Origin of the sequence: Methanobrevibacter millerae, assembly GCF_900103415.1 — an archaeon.
Classification (GTDB): domain Archaea; phylum Methanobacteriota; class Methanobacteria; order Methanobacteriales; family Methanobacteriaceae; genus Methanocatella; species Methanocatella millerae.
Window position 1 is genome coordinate 46279 of the sequence record NZ_FMXB01000004.1, and the last position, 21583, is coordinate 67861.

General features: G+C 37.3%; 16 protein-coding genes. 9 read left to right on the forward strand and 7 right to left on the reverse strand.

Annotation, left to right across the window (positions count from 1 at the left end):
• Window positions 1–215: 215 nt before the first annotated feature.
• The 7 genes from F3G70_RS03070 (at window position 216) to F3G70_RS03100 (ending at window position 14738) form a co-directional block, all read left to right on the forward strand.
• Window positions 216–4130 carry an Ig-like domain-containing protein gene (locus F3G70_RS03070; protein WP_149731256.1) on the forward strand — a complete coding sequence of 1305 codons (3915 nt, stop codon included), beginning with the start codon at window positions 216–218 and terminating at the stop codon, window positions 4128–4130.
• A gap of 137 nt (window positions 4131–4267) precedes the next feature.
• Window positions 4268–7051 carry a pectate lyase-like adhesive domain-containing protein gene (locus F3G70_RS03075; RefSeq protein WP_149731257.1) on the forward strand — a complete coding sequence of 928 codons (2784 nt, stop codon included), beginning with the start codon at window positions 4268–4270 and terminating at the stop codon, window positions 7049–7051.
• 197 nt (window positions 7052–7248) lie between these two features.
• The gene (locus F3G70_RS03080; protein ID WP_149731258.1) at window positions 7249–9765 is read left to right on the forward strand and encodes a hypothetical protein; all 2517 of its coding nucleotides are present in this window, start codon (window positions 7249–7251) and stop codon (window positions 9763–9765) included.
• Window positions 9766–10483: 718 nt separating this feature from the next.
• Complete coding sequence (locus F3G70_RS03085; RefSeq protein WP_149731259.1) at window positions 10484–10864, forward strand: hypothetical protein; 381 nt, start codon at window positions 10484–10486, stop codon at window positions 10862–10864.
• 378 nt (window positions 10865–11242) lie between these two features.
• Entirely contained in the window at window positions 11243–12514 is a 1272-nt protein-coding gene (locus F3G70_RS03090; RefSeq protein WP_149731260.1) for an ATP-binding protein, read from the forward strand.
• Window positions 12515–12553: 39 nt separating this feature from the next.
• The gene (locus tag F3G70_RS03095) at window positions 12554–13552 is read left to right on the forward strand and encodes an oxidoreductase (RefSeq protein ID WP_149731261.1); all 999 of its coding nucleotides are present in this window, start codon (window positions 12554–12556) and stop codon (window positions 13550–13552) included.
• A 61-nt stretch (window positions 13553–13613) separates the two neighbouring features.
• Complete coding sequence (locus F3G70_RS03100) at window positions 13614–14738, forward strand: hypothetical protein (protein ID WP_149731262.1); 1125 nt, start codon at window positions 13614–13616, stop codon at window positions 14736–14738.
• Here the strand turns inward: F3G70_RS03100 and F3G70_RS03105 are convergent.
• Window positions 14735–15679 carry a zinc ribbon domain-containing protein gene (locus F3G70_RS03105; RefSeq protein ID WP_149731263.1) on the reverse strand — a complete coding sequence of 315 codons (945 nt, stop codon included), beginning with the start codon at window positions 15677–15679 and terminating at the stop codon, window positions 14735–14737. The genes F3G70_RS03100 and F3G70_RS03105 overlap by 4 nt on opposite strands.
• A 172-nt stretch (window positions 15680–15851) precedes the next feature.
• Here F3G70_RS03105 and F3G70_RS11985 point away from each other — a divergent pair, with 172 nt between their 5' ends.
• Entirely contained in the window at window positions 15852–16022 is a 171-nt protein-coding gene (locus F3G70_RS11985; protein WP_188118051.1) for a hypothetical protein, read from the forward strand.
• Between the two features lie 29 nt (window positions 16023–16051).
• Here the strand turns inward: F3G70_RS11985 and F3G70_RS12390 are convergent, their stop codons facing one another.
• The 3 genes from F3G70_RS12390 to F3G70_RS12400 form a co-directional block, all read right to left on the reverse strand.
• Window positions 16052–16177, reverse strand: a complete 126-nt coding sequence (locus F3G70_RS12390) for a hypothetical protein (RefSeq protein WP_262492208.1) — start codon at window positions 16175–16177, stop codon at window positions 16052–16054.
• Window positions 16178–16567: 390 nt separating this feature from the next.
• The gene (locus F3G70_RS12395; protein WP_262492209.1) at window positions 16568–16690 is read right to left on the reverse strand and encodes a hypothetical protein; all 123 of its coding nucleotides are present in this window, start codon (window positions 16688–16690) and stop codon (window positions 16568–16570) included.
• A 206-nt stretch (window positions 16691–16896) separates the two neighbouring features.
• Window positions 16897–17019 carry a hypothetical protein gene (locus F3G70_RS12400; RefSeq protein WP_262492210.1) on the reverse strand — a complete coding sequence of 41 codons (123 nt, stop codon included), beginning with the start codon at window positions 17017–17019 and terminating at the stop codon, window positions 16897–16899.
• Window positions 17020–17219: 200 nt separating this feature from the next.
• Here F3G70_RS12400 and F3G70_RS03110 point away from each other — a divergent pair, with 200 nt between their 5' ends.
• A complete protein-coding gene (locus F3G70_RS03110; protein WP_149731264.1) occupies window positions 17220–17465 on the forward strand; it encodes a hypothetical protein in 246 nt (81 codons plus the stop codon).
• Window positions 17466–17957: 492 nt separating this feature from the next.
• Here the strand turns inward: F3G70_RS03110 and F3G70_RS03115 are convergent, their stop codons facing one another.
• From F3G70_RS03115 to F3G70_RS03125, 3 genes are all read right to left on the reverse strand, one after another.
• Window positions 17958–18995, reverse strand: coding sequence for a hypothetical protein (locus tag F3G70_RS03115; protein WP_149731265.1), 1038 nt, complete (start codon window positions 18993–18995; stop codon window positions 17958–17960).
• Window positions 18996–19764: 769 nt separating this feature from the next.
• Entirely contained in the window at window positions 19765–20847 is a 1083-nt protein-coding gene (locus tag F3G70_RS03120; protein ID WP_149731266.1) for a tyrosine-type recombinase/integrase, read from the reverse strand.
• 378 nt (window positions 20848–21225) lie between these two features.
• On the reverse strand, window positions 21226–21549 hold the full coding sequence (locus tag F3G70_RS03125; RefSeq protein ID WP_149731267.1) for a hypothetical protein: 324 nt from the start codon (window positions 21547–21549) through the stop codon (window positions 21226–21228).
• Window positions 21550–21583: the final 34 nt, after the last annotated feature.

Here is a 21583-nt window from a genome sequence, read left to right on the forward strand (position 1 = left end):
TCCGGAAAATATCTAAATCAACTGAAACGATTCAGCAAATTATATATGTAAATTTTCATAAATATTAAATCATGTATTGATGAGGTTTTATTCATTAATCTTTAAATTCGAAAGAATTTGAAAAAATAGGTTTTTGAAACAGGCTCTCAATATCAGCTATAGCTCCATTTAAGGGAGATGTGGCTTTTCAATATTATAAAAGGATTTGATTTAAAATGAAAAAGAAAATATTGATTTTAGCCTTGTTAATATTCATTGTTTCAATGGGATGCGCATCAGCGGCTGAGGATAACTCAACCGACGCATTAACCCTGGATGATTCAAGTGAAGTATTGACAAGTGAATATGGAGGAAATTTCGGCGAATTAGCAGATTTGATTGAAAACGCCGATGAAGGAGACACGATTACCTTAAAGAAAGATTATAACGGCAGCGGTTCAATTACAATAGGTAAGGGATTGGTCATTGACGGTGCCGGACATTCCATCAATGCAAATTTTGAAAGCAGAATATTCCTTGTAGATTCTGAAAGCGAAGTATTAATAACGAACACGATATTCTCGAATGGATTTGATGAGTATGAAGGCGGTGCAATCTATGCTTATAGCCCACTCTACATATATAATTGTGAATTCTACTATAACGGAGCTTATGATATGGAGGAATACAGTTATGGTGGTGCAATCTATGCCTGTGATGAACTGGGAATATTAAACTCCTATTTTGAAGGAAACTTTGCAACAATGGGTGGAGCAATATATTCAGAAAATTACCTGATTATAAACAATACGGGATTTTTGAATAATTATGCAAACTCAGGCGGTGGAGCAATATCAGGTCTTTATTCAAATATGATAATCAATGCTTCCGGATTTGAAAACAACACTGCAGAAGGTTATGGCGGAAGCATTTTTGCCGGGCAGATACTGCAATTGACCAATTCATTTTTCATAAGCGGAGAGGATGAAGTAGACATTATCGATTATTATAATTATGATGAAGCTGACGATAGCATTTACCTCTATCTGGAAAACAATACAATGTACACTCCATATGCATACAGCATATGGTATGAAAGCTTGAACAGAATACTTTCTCCGGTTAACCTGGCATTTACGAAAGATGAAGCTGAAAATGGCGATGTTATAGAAATTGCAAGGGTAATGGACGATATGGGAAACATCATCCGTTATGATTATGACGTTACAATGGAAATATATGATGGAAATACCCTTGTCGATACAGTCGAATTGGAATATGACATGGATAATAAGGGATATTACTATGAATGCGATTTGGATAACGGCACCTACACCCTGACCGGAAGTCTTTCAAGCGATTATGTAGCCAAAATAAACGTTTATGAAGGACAACTGGTTGTCGGCAGCACAAGCGAAAAAACGGCAACGACACTTAGTGCTGCATATACATTAAATGGAAATTCAGTCACCCTAACAGCCACGGTTGCTCCTTCAGATGCAACAGGAACCGTAACCTTCAGCATCGCAGGCAATGATTACACCGCAAAAGTAAATAAAGGAAAGGCAACAAAAACCTTAAGCAACCTTGAAGACGGCTCATACACCGTCAAGACTTCATACGGTGGTGACGACAATTACAAAGCATCCGTCGCAAAGACTATCAGCTTTACGGTTTCCACATCCTCATCCTCAGAAATTACCATAGATGCCCCTGAACTGACCAAGTACTACAGGGATTCAGATAAATTTGTCGTAACGCTGAAAGAGGATGGAGTTCCGTTAAGCGGAGAAACGGTTACAATCATCATCAACAACGTTTACTATGACAGAACCACCAACACCCAAGGTCAGGCAAGCATGTCAGTTAACCTGGCTCCAGGCGTTTATCCGGTAACTGTCAAGGCCGAAGGAGAGCAGACGACTTCAAAAATCACTGTCCTTAAAGCAACGCCTAAAGTCACAGCAGCATATGACCTGAACGGAAATTCCGTTACCTTAACTGCCGAACTCAATGCAACATCCGCAACGGGAACTGTAAGCTTCAACGTAAACAACAAAAACTACGATGCGGATATTGAAAACGGAAAGGCAACAAAAACCTTAAGCAACCTTGCAGACGGCTCATACACAGTCAAGACAACATACAGCGGTGACGAAAACTACAACTCAGCAAACGCAAAGCAAATCAGCTTTACAGTCGGCGGCACTCCAGGAGAAAAAACAACACCGAGCGTTACAGCAAGCTATGAGCAAAATCAAAACAGCGTTACGCTGACCGCAGAGCTTGATCCGTCAGATGCATCAGGAACCGTAACCTTTAACGTAAACAACAGAAATTACAATGCAGAGGTTACAAACGGAAAGGCAACAAGAACCTTAAACAAACTTGCAGACGGCTCATACACCGTCAAGACATCATACAGCGGTGACGAAAATTACAACTCAGCAAACGCAAAAGAGATTTCATTTACAATAGGCACGCCGGCAGAAAAAACAACTCCAACTGTTACAACTTCATATACTAAAGACAGCAGCACTGTCGTTACATTGACAACTACCGTTTCCCCTTCAGACGCAACGGGAACAGTAACATATATCATCAACGGCGAGGAATACAATCCTGTAGCGGTAACCAACGGAAAGGCAACCAAAAGATTAAGCGGCCTTGAAGACGGCTCATACACCGTCAAGACATCATACAGCGGCGATAATAATTACAACTCAGCAAACGCAAAACAGGTCAGTTTTGTTATCGCTTCAACCGGAGTCAATATAGATGCGCCTGAACTGGTCAAATACTACGGCGGCTCCGAAAGGTTTACGGTAACATTAACCGAAAACGGCGAGCCTTTATCCGGCAAAACCGTTAAAATTACAATCAACGGACAGACTTATGAAAGGACTACCGACAGTTCAGGAAAAGCCGGCATGAACGTCAACCTGAACAGTAAGGAATACCCTGTAACTGTTGAAGCCGAAGGCCAAAAGGTCTCATCAAAAGTTACGGTCAAGCCAACCGTTTCAGGAAATGACATTACAAAGATATTCAAAAATGGAACACAGTACTACGCAACATTCGTCGACACTCAGGGCAATCTATTGAGAAATACTGACGTTAATTTCAACATCAACGGAGTATTCTACACCAGAAAAACGGATGGAAACGGCGTTGCAAGGATGAACATCAACCTGAATCCTCAAACTTATGTCATAACAGCCAAAAATCCGGTTACCGGTGAACAGTACACAAATACGATTACCGTTTTAACGAATATCATCGAGCACAATGACTTAACCAAGTACTACAAGAACGATTCACAGTACAGAATCAGGATACTTGCAGATGACGGAAGCATTGCAAAGGCAGGCGTTAAAGTCACTTTCAACATCAACGGAGTATTCTACGACAGGTATTCAGATGACAACGGATACGTCCAGATGAGAATCAACCTCAATCCGGGCGACTACATCATCACGGCCGACTACAACGGACTGAAGGCTTCAAACAACATTAAAGTGCTGAACATCTTATTCGGTAACAACGTCAACATGGAATACAAGGACGGCTCAAAATACACCGTTAAACTGCTTGACGGTCATGGAAATCCTTATTCCGGACAGACAGTTGACTTAAACATCAACGGAGTATTCTACAAAAGGGTAACCGGTTCTGATGGAGTGGCAAGCCTCAACATCAATCTGGAAGGCGGATCATACGTCATTACTGCCTCATACAACGGGTTAAGCTGTTCAAATACAGTTAACGTTGTCGTGCCTATGTCAGACTATGAGGTGGGAAATTACCACTTCAGCGTTCCGAAATCATGCAATGTCAAAGGTCGCCTAAGCGATGACCGTACATCATATACATACACTATTGACTATACAAACGGCCAGCACGCCGGTGTATCTTTCCAATATGCAACATCATCACCTCTCAGCTACAGTATAAATGCTGTTAAATCCGAGTATGGAGGTCAGGAAATTGCACCGTATAACGGATGGGTCGTTTTGGACTTCTACAATGCAGTGCGTCAAGGCTACTTAGACGATAGATACTATGCATTTTCCGATGACGGAACTTATTACTATCACATACACTCTAATGATTTAGGCCTTTGCCAGCAGATTATAAGTTCGTTCCATTAAAAAACATTTAAAAAAATCCCCTTTATTCAAGGGGATTGACTTTACTTTTTTTAATTACCACATAAAGTTTTCAATCAATCATCAGAAAAATAACCTTTAATATCCATTCAAAACATATAATCAATCAAGGTGATTCAATGAAAAGACTAATTATTTTACTTTCATTTCTCATGTTGATATCATTGAGCTGCGTATCGGCAGCGGATGACGTGAATGAAACATTGGAAATTAATGAGCAGGACTTATTGACAGCTGATGCGGGAACATTTCAAGCGCTTCAAGCAAAAATCAATCAGGCTCCTGCAGGCTCAACGATCAATCTGGAAAACGATTACGTCTACAGCAATGATGTTAATCCCCTATACGGAATCTCAATCGGTAAGCAAATAACGATTAACGGTAACGGCCACACCATTGACGGCCTTCATACCTCACAGATATTTAATATCAAGACGGAAAGCCTTGTAACGTTCAATAATATCCGATTCGTTAACGGCCAGGCTCACTGGCACGGCGGCGCAATCGGCATAGGAGACATATTGAGTTACGGAAACATCAGAGTCGACAACTGCTATTTCATCGACAACAATGCAGAGGTTGGCGGCGGAGGCTTTGACGTTTATCATGCAGATGTAAGCAATTCCCATTTCATAAGCAATCATGCGGAACAGGGCGGTGCATTTCAGTGCTCAAACGGCGCCAATATTGTTAACTGCGAATTCAAGGATAATTCCGCTGAAATTATGGGCGGAGCAGTCTACATATTGGGCGGCTATGAATGGGATGTGCCGGCAGCTTCCACTATAAGGAATTCAAGATTCATCAATAACCATGCCGAAAGCAGCGGAGCGGCAGCCCTTTACTGTAAAGCAACAATTGCGGACTGTGAATTCAGTGACAATTACGCAGATACCTTCGGTGCCGGAGCATTATATATCGAAGATGGAAGCATCCTGAAGTGCAATTTCACGGGTAATCATGCTCCGCAGAATGGAGGTGCAGTATGCTTCAGCTCCGACGGTACAGGTGAAATACGCAGCTGCAGCTTCAACGGCAATCATGTAAATGACGCGGGAGGAGCTGTTTACGGAAACTTTGAAGGCTATCGTCTTGAAATCCGTGACTGCAATTTCACGGCCAATCATGCGGAATTGGAAGGAGGTGCAGTTTACGGTTCATGGAATATATTCAACTCCAATTTCAACGCAAATACTGCTGATTACTATGGCGGTGCAGTTTGCGGCTACGGGGATATATATGACTGCGTTTTCAACTCCAACAGTGCCAAAGAAAATGGAGGTGCAATTTCTTCTGCATTAACTGTTTCAAATTCCAAATTCACAGACAACAGCGTTACGGATAAAGACAGCTATGGGGCAGCAATATCCGGTGCTGAAAGCGTTGAAAAGTGTGAATTCACAGACAATAAAGGTCCAAACGTCGTTTCCAGTGCCGCTTCAGTGTGCGGAAATGTCTTTAAAAGCTCTGCAAACAGCGATGAATTCATTTACGGAACGCCTGAAATGACTTTAAAGAACAATAAGATGACTTCAAACAACAGGTATGACATTAAAATCGATTGCTTTGAGACACAGACAATGGCTTTTGATTTGAATCTTGTTTTCGAAAACAGGACTGTAGCGCCCAATTCGACAATAGAGTTATGCCAGTTTCAGGATGACTCACAAAACAAGATTGTCTTTGAACCTGAAATGGAAATAAAGGTAAAACTGACAAACCAGGATACGAAAGCCACCGAAGACATTACCCTATATTATGACAGTGAACTGTCAGGCTATTACTACAAATGCGAACTCGAGGAAGGCACATATGACGTAACGGGCAGTGCAGAGATTAACAATTATCATATACTGAACGGCGTTCTGGTTGTTGACGGAGATACCAACTATACGTTAACCGCCAATGATTTAACCAAGTATTATCACGGACCTGAACGCTTCGGCGTAACCGTAACAAACACAAAGGGCAGACTGATTGCAGGAATTCCGGTTCAAATAAATGTAAACGGCCAGACATATACAAGAACAACCGATTCCAGGGGTGTTGCGTCAATGGCAATCAACCTGAACAGCGGAACCTATCCGGTAAGGAGTGAATGCGGCGAGGCCAAAGCAAACGCAACGATAACCGTTTTGAAAACGATTTCGGGCGATAATATTGTGAAAATATTCAGAAACGGCACCCAGTATTATGCCACATTCATTGACACTCAAGGAAATCCATTGAAAAACACCGACGTTGAGTTCAACATCAACGGAGTATTCTACAAAAGGCCTACAAATGACAGAGGCGTTGCAAGGATGAACATCAACCTGAATCCGGGCGAATACATCATAACGGCTAAAAACCCTTCAAATGGCGAGCAATATACCAATATCATTACTGTTTTAACTTCAATTGTTGAAAACAATGATTTAACCAAGTATTATAAAAACGCTTCACAGTACAAGGTCAGGATACTTGCAGATGACGCAAGCTACGCCAAAGCGGGTGTTAAAGTAACATTCAACATCAACGGAGTATTCTATGAGAGATACTCGGACGATGACGGCTACGTCAAGATGAACATAAACCTGGAACCGGGCGAATACATCATAACGGCCGATTACAACGGCCTAAGGGCGTCAAATAAGATTACTGTAAAGTCCGTTATAAAAACTGAAAATCTGGTGATGTCATACAGGGACGGATCCAGATTCAACGCCACAATTTTAGATGGTCAGGGAAATCCCTACCCGAACCAGACTGTGACCTTTAACATCAACGGAGTATTCTATGAAAAGATAACCGATGAAAATGGAGTTGCAGGCCTAGCCATCAACTTAATGGCCGGCGAATACATAATAACATCCAGCTACAACGGCATGAACGCCGCAAACAAGGTAACAATTTCAGGTTAAATGGGTTCGGATACCCTTTTAACCGCACTTATTTTTTTTAACCGTAAAGCCTGTTTTTATGTGAAACGTTCTTGTAAAAGCTTTTTTTCTTACAAACCCCACATAAGTAAAATTAAATAGAAATGATATAGACATTAAGCAAAAACCGAATAACATTTAATATTCATGCAAAACATATAATCAATCAAGGTGATTTAATGAAAAGATTGATTATTCTAATTTCATTTCTTATATTGATATCATTGAGCTGCGTATCGGCAGCAGATGATGTGAATGAAACATTAACCGCATCCGATGATGCAAATGACATTATAGAACTACCCGAAACTGATGAAACGTTAGCTGACCCTCCGGGATCATTTAGTGAACTTCAAAGCAGAATCAATCAGGCAAGGGAGGGCTCAACAGTTACTCTAGACAAGAATTATGCCTACAATTCAGGATTTACCGATTTGGGAATTGTAATTACAAAATCAATTACCATAAACGGGAACGGACACACCCTTGACGCTGGAGGACATTCAATAATATTCTTTATAGATGTAAATAGTGATAAAACGTATACCTTTAACGATATCACTTTTGTCGCAGGATATACCAACGGATATGCTGGAGGATACCATCTTCCCGGAGGAGGTGCGATATGTTCAGCTGCCGGCGAATCGGTGATTAATGTAAACAACTGTAATTTCCTCAATAATTACGCTTCAGACCAAGGCGGCGCAATTTACGGAGAGGTTATTAACCTGAACAACTGCAATTTCCAGAACAATCGTGCAAGTTACGAAGGCGGTGCCGTATTTATGGAAGGAGGAACGGTAAGCAATTGTGTTTTTGAAAATAATCATGCGTTGGGAACAGAAGAATTTATGGGAAGCGGAGGAGCAATTTTTTCTGAAAACTATCGCAAATGCACAATTACGCAATCAAGGTTCATCGCCAATTCCGCCCAATACCACGGCGGCGCCTTAACTGTTCGGTATAATGATGACGGCTACGGATACTACTCCCAAGTATTGATTTCAAACAATCATTTTGAAAGGAATTCTGCAACAATGACAGGCGGGGCAATATACATGTCAGGATCAATGGATTCACAGTTGAAAAATGAAATCAGAGGCTGCAATTTTGTTGAAAACACAGTCTCTGAAGGAAGCGGAGGTGCAATATGGGCTGATTCCTTGGTGGATATTGACCATTGCGACTTTACAAACAATAACGCAGACGGCGCAACCGCCATATGTGAAGCGAAAAGCATTACAAACTGCAACTTTGCCTCAAACAAAAATGATTACTTTGTCTATGCCGAATCAAGCGTGACGTTAAGCAACAACAAAATGACTGCAGACAACAAATATGACATCCTGATATCCGAAGGGGAATCACCATCCAGAGTAAAATCAAATCTTGTTTTTGCAAATACCCTTGCAGTGCCGAATTCAATAGTTGAGATATGTAAATTTCAGGATGACAACGGTAATGTAATAAGATTTGAATCAGGCATCACAATCCATGTTAAATTCACAAACAGGGACACTAAAACCACAAAGGAAACTACCATAATCCGTTATTACATGGATGGGGAGCCTTACTATTATCAATGCGACCTGGCTGAAGGAACATATGACGTTACAGGATCAGCCGATATTTCAAATTACAACGTAAAGCCCGGAGTTCTGATAGTTGACGCAAATACGGACTTCACGTTATCCGCAGGCAATCTGACCAAGTATTATCACGGCCCTGAGCGCTTTGGCGTAACGGTGACAAACGGAAACAATAGGCTGATACCTGGAATCAGCGTGGATATAACGGTAAACGGCCAGACATATACAAGAACAACGGATTCCAACGGAGTTGCATCAATGGCAATCAACTTAAACAGCGGAACATATCCGGTAACGTGTGAATGCGGCGATGCAAAGACCAGCGCAAGCATAACCGTTCTTAAAACGATTTCAGGAAACGACATTACCAAGATATTCAGAAACGGCACACAGTACTACGCCACATTCATCGACACTCAGGGAAAAGCTTTGAAAAACACAGAAGTTGAGTTCAACATCAACGGAGTCTTCTATAAAAGGCCTACTAATGATAATGGCGTTGCAAGGATGAACATTAATTTAAACCCCGGCGAGTACGTGATTACGGCAATCAACCCTTCAAACGGCGAGCAGTACACAAATAAAATCACTGTACTGACAAATTACGCCGAGCACAATGACCTGACTAAGTATTATAAAAACGCTTCACAGTACAAGGTCAGGATACTTGCAGATGACGGAAGCTACGCCAAAGCAGGTGTTAAGGTAACCTTCAACATCAACGGAGTATTTTATGAAAGATACTCTGACGATGAGGGCTACGTCAAGATGAACATCAATCTGGAACCGGGCGAATACATCATAACCGCCGATTACAACGGCCTGAGAGCATCAAATAAGATTACTGTAAAGTCCGTTATAAAAAGCGATGACCTGGTGATGTCATACAGGGACGGATCCAGGTTCAACGCCACGATTCTGGACGGCCAGGGAAATCCCTACCCGAACCAGACTGTGACCTTTAACATCAACGGAGTATTCTATGAAAAGATAACTGATGAAAACGGGGTTGCAGGCTTAGCCATCAACTTAATGGCCGGCGAATACATAATAACATCCAGCTACAACGGCATGAACGCCGCAAACAAGGTAACTGTTTCAGGTTAAATGGGTTTTGATACCTTTTTAACCGGACTTATTTTTTTTAACCGTAAAGCTTATTAATCATGTATTAGTGAGGACAATTCTTAGGAGTGAGCTCAACAAGCTATAAATACTTCTTAAATTAAAGATATTATCTCAATAGAACCAAGAAAAGGCTACCTTACAGAAAAAAGATTGGCATTTCCTCCTCAATCTAAAGAGGTCGAGATATCCTTGCCAAAAATAAGATGATATACTTTAAAAAGAAAATCATATTTCTTCACGGGGGCTTTTTTGCTTAGAGGAACACTACTCAATTGCCTATTTAAAAAAAAAGATTAGATTTAAATAAAAGATAATGTAAATAATATTACAGAGGATAAAAACCTCATGTGGAAGAAGATTTAATGTCTAACAAGATTATTGCGGGTTTTCCCGCAATATAGACATTAACCAAAAACTGATTTTCAAAAACACCAAATCATCAGCATAATTAAACTTAAATATAATGCTTATCTAAATTAACAAATAGAGGTGAACACCACCTCTGGGGATATAGAAGGATGTGCCCAATGGTAATTGCCAGATATGGGTATCAATTCTCGTTTGTTAAACTGGGGGCTAAAACCTCCTTTGGAAAACAATAAACATTAATGTCTAAGGGAATTATTGCGGGACTTTCCCGCAATATAGACATTAACCGAAACTACTTTTATATACCTTACTTGACAAATAATCAATCATGGAAACTAAATATTTACTGATTCTGATTGCCATATGCGTTGTCTGCTTTGCAGTCTTTTTCTATCAGTTCAGCAATGACGTGACCACTTTCATCATAATCAATGATACGGAAGTGACTGAAAACTCAACCGTTACGGGATTTCTGGTGGATGCCTACAGCAGAGGCGTTGAAAACCAGACAATCTATTATCACCAGGCAGGAGATGACAAGAACACTTTCGTTAATGTCACAACTGGAAAAGATGGCATTTTCAAGATAGAAAATATTAAAAACGTTCCTGAAAGCGGAAACAACAATTATTACGGCGACATAACGTTTAAAGGAAGCGGCGAGTATCAGCCTTGCGTATTCGAATACAACTTGACTGTGAAAGCATAAGCTGATGTAGATATGGTCTTTTAAAGTCACTTTGAAAAATCTTTAAATGCATCATATCAATTATAGCATCATTTATATTGAATGTTTCAAGTTATGAATATAAAATAATTGAAGCTTCATTCAATATTATTGATGGGACAAAGCAGGCTGCACAGATAATTAATTCCTGTGAAATTGTAAAACAAAACACCAAAAAAATGTAAAGTAAAACACCAAGAAATTGTAAAACAAAACACCAAAAAAATGTAAAGTAAAACACCAAGAAATTGTAAAACAAAACACCAAAAAAATGTAAAATATTTATAATAAAAAATGTAAAGTAAAATATAGAAAAATTGTAAAGTAAAATACCAAAAAAATGTAAAATGAGGTTAAGCAATGAAATATTTAAGAAGAGTCATTGACGATGATTTGGAAAAATACCTTAAAATGATTGGTGCAATCCTTATTATCGGCCCAAAATGGTGCGGTAAAACAACTACTGCTCAGCAACATGCAAAAAGCATATTGAAATTAGATGATAAAGACAATTATCAATCCAATATGATGTGGGCGGATATCGAACCTTCAAGATTATTGAGGGGAGACAAACCAAGATTAATTGATGAATGGCAAGTAGCCCCTGCTCTATGGGATTCCGTAAGAAACAGCGTTGATGAAAGTGACGGGTATGGATTATATATCTTAACAGGTTCAACAGTAGTGGATGAAAACAGCATTATTCATTCAGGAACTGGAAGAATTCATAGGCTATTAATGAGACCAATGTCCTTATATGAAAGCGGCGAATCCAATGGTCAAATTTCAATAATGGAGCTATTTGACAATCCGGATATGAATATTAATAATTTTGAATCACAACTGACAATGGATAAATTGATTTTTGCAGCATGCCGTGGAGGCTGGCCTGATTCCCTAAATCAGGAAACGGAAGAAGGGCAGCTATTCATAGCATACTCCTATTTGGAAAATATATGCAATACGGATGTTTCTGTTGTTGATGGAATTAAACGAGACCCTGATAGAGTTAGATTGCTGTTGCGTTCAATTGCACGCAATAATTCCACAATGGCAAAAGACCAGACCATAATTGATGACATCAATGCAAATTTCATGGATATTTCCAGACCAACATATTATTCATATGTTGATGCATTGAAAAGATTGTTTGTTATTGAAGACAATCGGGGCTGGTCACCCAATATCAAGTCCAAATCAGCAATCAGATCAGGAAATAAAAAAGTTTTCATAGATCCTTCAATTGCTGTAGCCGCTTTAAATGCAAATCCGGAATCAATGGAAAAAGATTTGAAAACCTTCGGATTTATTTTTGAAAACTTGTGTATTAGGGACTTAAGCGTTTATACGAATTCACATGGCGGAAAAGTTTCATATTACAGAGACAACTCCGGTCTGGAAGTTGATTGTGTTGTTCATTTAAGGGATGGAAGATATGCATTAATAGAATGTAAACTGGGCACCAAAAGAATAGAAGACGGTGCACAAAATCTACTTAAAATCAATAGTTTAATTGAAAAAAATGAAAAAATAGATAATCCAACTTTTCTTGCGGTCTTAACAGGCGGAAAAGATGCAGTTACAAGAAAGGATGGTGTTAAGGTTATTCCTATTGGATGTTTAAAGCCATAATCCTAAGGTATTAATGCATCCAAAAACAAAGGAAAATACATGAAAGACATATTCGACAAATGCGATTTTGGAGATTTTAAGCTTAACAGCAGGATTGTGAGAACCGGATTGTGGGAATCCCAAAAGGAGCTTGGAAAGCTTTCCCCGGAAATATTTCTGCGCTATGAAAGGCTTGCAAAAAGCCATGTGGGAATTATTACAACGGAACTGATTTCACTTTATGACCATGACCGCTTCAGCGACTATTCCCATTCAATAAACAGCCCTGCCTTCATCAAGGAATTCAAGTACCTTACAGAATTAACCCATAAACATGACGTTCCCGTTCTGGCTCAAATCGGCTTTGTCGACTGCAACGTCAACGGCAAGCAGAGCGTAAGCGTCAATGATTTAACATTGGAAGACATAAGGCAGATTCAGTCCGATTATATCGTTGCGGCCAAAAAGATTTCATTTGCGGACTTTGACGGAATACAGCTGACGATGGGAAACACTTACTTTTTCTCTAAAATGATCAATCCAAAAGAAAACAGGAGAAAGGACGATTACGGCGGAAGCGCATTCAACCGTCTGAGAATGATTCTTGAAATCATTAAGGTAATCAAAAGCACGACGAATCTGCACGTCAACTGCAGGATTAACGCATCGGATGAGGCTTTAGAAATTTCTGAAATCCTTGAAAAAATCGGTGCCGACAGCATTCAGATAACGAAGCCCTCTTCACCCCAATATTTCAGAAAGGATTCTGAAAACAAAAACATTTTATTTGACGTTACCGATGAAATAGCTGAAAGCGTTGATATCCCTGTAATTCTCGGAGGGGGACTTGATGATGCTGATTCAATCAATGACTTAATCAACTCCACAAGCATTGAATTCGTATCCATGCAGAGGCCGTTTGTCTTCAATCCTACATTCTTGAATGACTGGAAGGAAGGAAAGGAAACGCAGACTCTCTGCAGGACATGCAACAACTGCTACTGGAAAAAGACAAGCACATGCCACGTAAAAATGAATGAAGAGGATTTGAAGTGCTGAGTTTTCAAATGACAATCTATTAAAGGAACTCTTTTTAAATATATTAATGGTGTTTAAAAAAATGGAGTTATATTCATATTCCTCACATAAGATAAAGGAAACTCTTGAGGATGCGGGAATCGAGAGCGATTTTGAATTTGACATTCAAAAGACGATTGAAAACAATATTGAGCGCTCAAGCCTTGAGGCAAGTGACATCGAGCCTAAACTGGACTATATCGTTGACCAGCTATCCACAATCGCCGATGAAAGCGAAAGCGTCACGCTCACCTCATCACCGGATGAGAGAAGCCTTAAGTTTTTAATAAACCAGGAACATAACCTCAAGAGTTGTCCCGAATGCGGAGCCATGTTTTTAAAAAGCGATTCCTACTGCTTTAAATGCGGATTAAAGCTTGGCCGGCCAGATTATGAAGAAGAACTGAACGACCTGGAAAAGCTTTATGATAAAAAGATTTCACACTGCTCGGACAATAACTTCAAGTTCGCCTACGTCATCTATCTTGAATATCTCCATACCAATGGCCACATAATTCCCGAAAGCGAAATCAGGTCATTTAACGTCACTTTGGAGAGATTAACTAGAAAAGCCTCAGAGGACGGCTATGACTCCATAGAAAGGGCGGAAGATTTCATAAACGACAACAGGCACGTGATTTTCTACAATTCACATCCCGAGCTTAAAAGGGTCATTAACGTCGACTTGTATGAGGACATTTTCGAAAATAAGTGCAGAAGCTCTGAGAAAAATATCGTTGAAACTATTGCTGAGTACTTAAAAAGACAATACATGATTACCCTTTCCAATTATGAAATCTCAAGATGCTACAATATCCTGCATATCCTCTCAAAATGCCACGAATACCTTGGAAATATTGATTCTGTGTTAAAATGCAACTTTAAACTATTTATTCTTGATGTTAACAATTTCACGGAAGATAAAAAAAGGCCTGATTCCTGCAAAGCCAAGATAAATGAGGAAACAGTTGATAAATTAACGAAGCTGCTTGATGAAAACTCAATTGCAAGCAATAAATTAAACTATTTATTCAATTCGGCTTATGCAGACATTAAAGAACTGAAGCCATGCACAGGCGTTGAGGAAACTTTAATCTACTTTTTAAGGATTTTCAACGGAGAAAAGATTTCAGACGTTGAAAAGAGCATTCACCTTAAATACTCCTAACCATTGTTTTCAATGAAATCCTTCTTGATTTGCCTTAAAAGCTCATAGGATTCCTCGTCCTTGGAGGCGATGATGCCTGAGATTAGAATTATATGGAGATGCTTAAGCTTTTCGGCCGTTTCATATACCTCGTCGCTTTCCAAAAGGATCTCGTCATAGTTCGCAGGATTGTTGTAGTTTCGCTGATAGACCAGCTTGATTTCATCCCTTAAATCATCACCAATGAAATTTTCAAGAATACGGATTATGTCATCGGCAATGGAATTACCCATCATCAGGGCAAAGTCAATGACTTCTGCGTCATTTTCCAAATCGAATTCCTCGGTTAGAATCCTGTTGAAGGAGGCGTACTTCTGATAGCCGTGTGGAATGAACCTTCCCTCAACCGTATGGGCGCAGTACTCGTTTATTAAAACGTAAATCGGATTTGTGCCCAGTATGAATGAGACGAAAGCCTCCAGGGCGTAGGTCTTTTTGACTTCCCATATCAGCATGAGCATCTGCTCGAAAATCTCGCTTAAAAGGTGATGTGCCAGCTCATGAATCAGGGTAGCTATTATGTCGCAGTCCGCCAATCTGTCATCGATTCTGATTCTGTTGTAGGAATAGCTTCCGAACTCGGCTCCCTTTGACTTGTAAGTGATTTTAGCGTATGATGAGGCAATGACTCTAATCTTGTCGATGGTGTTTAATGCGGTTAAGTCATGCCTTTCAAGGTTTCTTAAAGCAATCCGGCGAATGTTTTCAAGGATTATTTCATATTCTGTTTCCGTAACCGGAGTGGCTTTAAGGATTTCAATGTTTTCGTCGTTTGCAATCTGGGCGAAGCTGTTTAGCTCATTTATATTGAAATACTTCTCGCTGATTAAGATTGATTTGCAGTTTTTGCATACTTTGCTTTTTGAGTCCGATTCGACGCCGCAGACAGAACAGAATACCATGGATAATATTATGTCTGAAATGATAAAAAAAGTTTTTTCATTATGTTCCTATAGAAGATAGTAATTGATTAGTATACAATATGGCCGTTAATATTGAAGTTGTAACCAATGAAAACGATACATTCATCGTTATGTTACTGACGCCAATGGCAATGCGATAACCGGATACAACGTGACATTTAAAGTGAACGGCGCAAGCTACAATTGTGAGATTAACCAGACGGGTTATGCAAAATTAAACGTTAAATTGAATAATGGTTTATATCGAATTGTTACTGCATTCTGTATTGAAAACTATCAGGACAGGCTACTGTACAATACGCTTAAAGTAACAAGAATATAAACTCATTATTTTTTTCTTCTTTTTTTAAATTAATGTTCATCTTCAAAAACTACGCTTTCAGAAACTTTAGCAAAATTTTTTCTTAATTTAGCATCTTGTTCTTCCCAAATACGTTTTTTAATTTCTTCTGCTCTTTTTTTAGGAACCCACATCATTTCTTTCACTCCCAAATACAATAGTTAATAACACACTAATGGTGATGAATTTTACGAGCTTAATTTTTTCTAGAAAAAACCTTTTCAGAAGTTTTAGCTATATCTGCCCTAAACTTAGCTCTTTGTTCATCTGAAATACGTTTTTTAATTTCTTCTCTTCTTTTTTTTAGGTATCCAAATCATTTAATTCACTCCCCAAAAATACAATAGTTAATAACACACTCTAATGGTGATGACATTCAACAATCTTAACAAAAAACAATTCTTTCGGAAGAAATACGCAATTATTCTTCTAAAAGATGTTTTTACTCACAAATATCATTTATCATATTAAAAAAGCATCTAAAATACTTTTAAACACAATCTAAAATGATGATGATATTTACGAGATTAATTTTTTCTAAAAACGACCTTTTCAGAAGTCTTGGCTAAATCTGCTCTAAATTTAGCCCTTTGTTCTTTCCACATACGTTTTTTAATTTCTTCTCTTCTTTTTTTAGGTACCCACATCATTTGTTCCACTCCCCAAAAATACAATAGTTAATAACACACTCTAATGGTGATGACATTCAACAATCTTTACAAAAACAATGCTTTCGGAAGAAATACACAATTATTCTTCCAAAAGATGTTTTTACACACAAATATCATTTATCATATTAAAAAAGCATCTATAATACTTTTAAACACAATCTAAAATGGTGATGATATTTACGAGATTAATTTTTTCTAAAAACAACCTTTTCAGAAGTCTTAGCAAAATCTCTTCTTAATTTAGCATCTTGTTCTTCTGAAATGCGTTTTTTTATTTCTTCTCTTCTTTTTTTAGGTATCCAAATCATTTATGCCACCTACTTAATAATTATACATTTTGATTTATTTAAACTTTCATGTTCTTTTTTTATCCATTCAACACCATTATTTTTTGAAACAAATATGCCTTCAGTTTCGATACTTACTGTTTCATCCAGAATCCAAAAATTATATTAATATCGAAATTTAAACTTTATTATTTGTTTACGTTAAAAATCGAGGAATTATCATGAAAAAGCAATATGATTCCTTAAATAGTAATATTAATCCTCCCATCATTGAAGAGATTACTTTAAGGAGCCTGCCATACGATCAAAAGAAAGAGGAAATAATAGAATACTGCAGAATACATAAAAGAGTCCTAATGTCTGAAATAGCTAATGATTTAAGGTTTGACTTGGGTGATGTATATGAAATCATTAATGAATTGATTGATGATGATATACTGGGCGTTAGAAATGATTATTCTATTTAAGTTTAAAACAAAAATAAAAGCAGATTATATAAATAAGTTAGAATCCGAAGATTCTAACTTTTAATACCTAAATTCTTGTGAAAAGAAACCTATAAGATTTGTAGTATTTAATACTATCTATTTTAATTAATGCAGGAAGAACCTACTGAGGATATTACTTAAATTAACCAGTTTTTAACCACTATGAATTGTTTTAACCCTTAATTATTGCTTTAACTTCCAAGAATTGACTTGTCATGCAGTAATTGTCCTCACTAAAAAAATCATATTCTAAAACAATACCATTCATCAATGAAAATTCAATAGATGAAATCCATAATTAAAATAATGAATCGAAAAGTCAATAATTTAAAATAAGTTGAAAAAAACAATAAATAAAAACAAATACATGTAGATATCAAGATTAAAAAATAAGGTTTTAAGAAAAAATGGCATTAATCAATAGCTGAAAAAATAGCCATTGACAGCACAATTTTTCTAATCAGTTAAATTTTACCATCCACGTCTTTTCCTTCTTCTAGCATATCTTATTTTATTGATAGTTCGGATAACCAAAACGAATATTATCACTATCAAGATAATTACAATCAGATAGAAAATTATGTTGAAAACAAAGCCCAGAGGATTGTCTCCATCCTGCTCTTGTGCAGTGAAGTTCATGGATCCGATTTTCTTGTAGGAAGGAGCTATCGGAAGGTCTTCCCCTTTAATTAGGGTTCCATTAATATTGATATTATCAAAGAGACCTCCTGTGGACATGCCATAGGTTGATCCGTCATCGTTTGAAGCGAAAATGTCTGTTATGTTTCCTTTAAACGTGTCATTTTCAACCTGCTGGTATAAAAAGGTTGTGATATCCCTTCTGTACAGCCCATAACCGTCAGTAATCTCCAGATTATTCATAATTTTTACTTTATCCGTTGAATTCATCTGAATGTCGCCGGTTCTGATGAAACCTGCTTTATTCGGAACGGATATGTAATCTCCAGGGTTTAATTTTCCTGTGTAATAGGTTTCAGCTGTTGCAACCCCATAAGTTCCGTCAGGAGCCTTAATTAAGGCATGACCTCTTCCGTATGAACTTTTTATTTGAGATATTTCGGACAATGTTTTGTTTGATATGGTACCGTTCATTATCATGTCTGCGGTCATGTTTTCCATTTTCGCATTGTCGTCACCATCGTCAAGTCCGCCGAAACCGACTGTCCATCCGTCACTGGTAACTATAACCTGACAGAAGTATTTGCCGTCGGTTTTATACTGTTTAATGGCTTCCTTTCCATGCCAATTTATCTTTTCAATGAAAATGTCAGCGCCGAAACCGGCATCTCTTCTGAATGCGAAAAGACTGTTGTTTCCGTCAAGCTGACAGGCAACGGAACAGCATCCGGTCAGGTCAGATTCATTGTTATCCTCTAAAAGAAAAGCTAAATCACCGTATTTATCCTGATTATCAGCTGCGTACGCTCCGATAACTGAAATAAAAATTAATAAGATACCTAAAATGAATATTAATTTTTTACTCTGCATAAACACACTCATATTTTTTATTAATATCAGATTTTTGATATTACTATAATTTTTGTCAGATAACATATAAAAACTTTTGTTTTGATATATAAGTTAAAATTTGATTTTTAAAATTGAATTAAAAAAAGAATTGACCATAACTTTTCATGAAATTTATTAAATTTTATAAAAATTTATAAAGATGAGAGTTCTGGTGGCTTCATTGATTTAGCATGATGTTAGTTTATTGTTAAATGTTAATATTCAAATTATTAGGATGTTAATTAATTAAAATAGATTAAAATTAACTGTTTTACATTAAATAAGGCTTATCTGAAGCTTTTTTTATTAGTGAAAACCGTTAGTGTAAAAAATGAGTAGTCGGCATAGTATTTCCGTATATAAAACCATATTATATATTGATAGATATGATGGTATTAATGGTAGTGTTAGATATAATTGTATTAATGCTATAATTACTATTGATAGTATAACTACTATAAATAGTATAATGTATATTAGTAGTATTAGCATATATTTCCATATTGTTTTATTATGCTAATTTATGTATTAATACATATTTCCATATTTACAGAAAGTATATAGCATACATATTTTACCACTAATACTCAAATAATACTGAGAAAATGCTATAAATCAACAGCCCCATATATATCAAGCTATTGAAATATGCCATTTTCTTCAAATAATGCTCTTTTTTATTAAAATTCATGAAATTTAATAAAATTTACAGGCACAATATAATATTTTGAAATGAAAATTAATAAATTTAATGGCGGAAGCGCATATTATTAACTTTCAGTTTCTGTTTCATCTGCTCACGGTCAACGTGGATATACTTATCCGTTGTCTGTGAATTGGAATGGCCTGCAATTGTCTGAACCTCAGCAACCGTCAATACTTCAGCGTAATGAGACAATGCAGTGTGTCTTAGGATGTGAACGCTCACGTTTTTGGAATAATCTACAGGACATTCAATGGCATCAGAGGCTATCCTCTCATCGGTTAACCTGGCATACTTCTTGATGATATCCTGAACAGCACGCTTTCCGATGCGCTTTCCTCTCTGATTTAAAAACAGTTCTTCACGATTTACTTCTTCCAAAGCTTTCTTTCTTTGAATGACAGGCCTGTAAACGTCATGAGTGTTCTTTCGAAGCTTCGTTATTCTATCATAGATCATGTCATTTATAGAAACCAAAGTATCGTAGGTGATAAAGGTCGTACGGTCTTTCAGCTCACCCTTTGTGGTTTCAGCCCTTAAATAAACCTCAATGAAATCATTAGAATCAGTCGGCAATTCGTAAAAGCCTGAATCATCTATCGGAACCTGGATATCGGACTTATTCAGTAAAACCAGTTCCTTAAGCCTCATTCCTGAGTCCAGAAAAGTGGCGCAGATGGCGTAATCACGCTTGTTACCCTCCAATTGAACCGTTTCAAGAAAATAATTGCTCTGCGGATGCGTCAGACTGATTTTCTCGATTCTTTTCTTGGCGGTTTCGGGATCTTCTGCCTTGACCTCAATGATATCCTTCATTTTGATGGTATCGTGGCGGATTTCCTCCTGAACGTCTTCGGAGTTTATGAATTCCAGAATGTTCATCATATATGTCTTGACTGTAGTCCTTTTGTTTTCACGCTTTTTTAGGCAATACCTACGATACTGGCGCAGCTGCTTTTTGACATTGGAGTCTGTCAGTTCCTCAATTCCATTATCTTCAAGAAATTCTATAAATTTTGAAATATTAAATGTTTGTTTTCGGACGGTTTCTTCGGTAAGGTTTTTTACTTCCTGTTTTTCCTCCAAATATTCTTCTAAGTAATCATTTAGCTCATCGGTAGCTATCATAAGCTTTTTCACCTTCACTATATTTTACTCAAACCCTTGTTATACTATTGAATTTTTTAGTATATAAAGACTTCGTATCTTTTCTTTTTTAACGTATATTATTACATAAAATATACGTTTTCTTTATATATAAAATTGGGATAATTTTTCGTTTCCCGGCGAAATGTTGAAAGTGAGGTAAGACATATACATCAGACGGTTTCAAAATGGTGATTTCGTTAATTTTTTAATTGGTAATAAAAATATCCTGAGAGAGTAATAATAATCTCACTTCAAAAAATTGTTCTGGAAAATACATCCATTAAAAATTTTTACATTTGAAAAAAAGTTTGAAGTGCATATTTTCTAAGGAAATATTCAAAATTATAGACAAAAAAATTACTCTTCAATTTCAACCATAGGTTTAAACTGAGGGTATTTCTCAAGAAAATTTAAAGTAGATTGGAGCTCATATTCATGTGCTTCCTCAAGTTTGTTTTCACGTACTAATCTACGAGGGATAATACTTTGTTCTTGATCTAACTCTTCAAATTCGGGATGATCAAATGCAGCATATTTTCTAAGAATATTAATATTAGGAATAACTTCTTGGACAATATCCATTAAGTCATTTGGAATACCTGAAGGCACATTGATAAATTCTTCCAATTGATCTTCAGACCAATTTTCAACAAACTCATAATTAGGGATTAATTTAACCATATAATAAACATCCAAGTATTTCTTAGTTACTATA

Excerpts from the sequence above, each read along its gene's own strand:
- F3G70_RS03070 (WP_149731256.1), top strand. The coding sequence starts at position 216 with ATGAAAAAGAAAATATTGATTTTAGCCTTGTTAATATTCATTGTTTCA.
- F3G70_RS03075 (WP_149731257.1), top strand. The coding sequence starts at position 4,268 with ATGAAAAGACTAATTATTTTACTTTCATTTCTCATGTTGATATCATTG.
- F3G70_RS03080 (WP_149731258.1), top strand. The coding sequence starts at position 7,249 with ATGAAAAGATTGATTATTCTAATTTCATTTCTTATATTGATATCATTG.
- F3G70_RS03085 (WP_149731259.1), top strand. The coding sequence starts at position 10,484 with ATGGAAACTAAATATTTACTGATTCTGATTGCCATATGCGTTGTCTGC.
- F3G70_RS03090 (WP_149731260.1), top strand. The coding sequence starts at position 11,243 with ATGAAATATTTAAGAAGAGTCATTGACGATGATTTGGAAAAATACCTT.
- F3G70_RS03095 (WP_149731261.1), top strand. The coding sequence starts at position 12,554 with ATGAAAGACATATTCGACAAATGCGATTTTGGAGATTTTAAGCTTAAC.
- F3G70_RS03100 (WP_149731262.1), top strand. The coding sequence starts at position 13,614 with ATGGAGTTATATTCATATTCCTCACATAAGATAAAGGAAACTCTTGAG.
- F3G70_RS03105 (WP_149731263.1), bottom strand. The coding sequence starts at position 15,679 with ATGGTATTCTGTTCTGTCTGCGGCGTCGAATCGGACTCAAAAAGCAAA.
- F3G70_RS12390 (WP_262492208.1), bottom strand. The coding sequence starts at position 16,177 with ATGATGTGGGTTCCTAAAAAAAGAGCAGAAGAAATTAAAAAACGTATT.
- F3G70_RS12395 (WP_262492209.1), bottom strand. The coding sequence starts at position 16,690 with ATGATGTGGGTACCTAAAAAAAGAAGAGAAGAAATTAAAAAACGTATG.
- F3G70_RS12400 (WP_262492210.1), bottom strand. The coding sequence starts at position 17,019 with ATGATTTGGATACCTAAAAAAAGAAGAGAAGAAATAAAAAAACGCATT.
- F3G70_RS03110 (WP_149731264.1), top strand. The coding sequence starts at position 17,220 with ATGAAAAAGCAATATGATTCCTTAAATAGTAATATTAATCCTCCCATC.
- F3G70_RS03115 (WP_149731265.1), bottom strand. The coding sequence starts at position 18,995 with ATGCAGAGTAAAAAATTAATATTCATTTTAGGTATCTTATTAATTTTT.
- F3G70_RS03120 (WP_149731266.1), bottom strand. The coding sequence starts at position 20,847 with ATGATAGCTACCGATGAGCTAAATGATTACTTAGAAGAATATTTGGAG.
- F3G70_RS03125 (WP_149731267.1), bottom strand. The coding sequence starts at position 21,549 with ATGGTTAAATTAATCCCTAATTATGAGTTTGTTGAAAATTGGTCTGAA.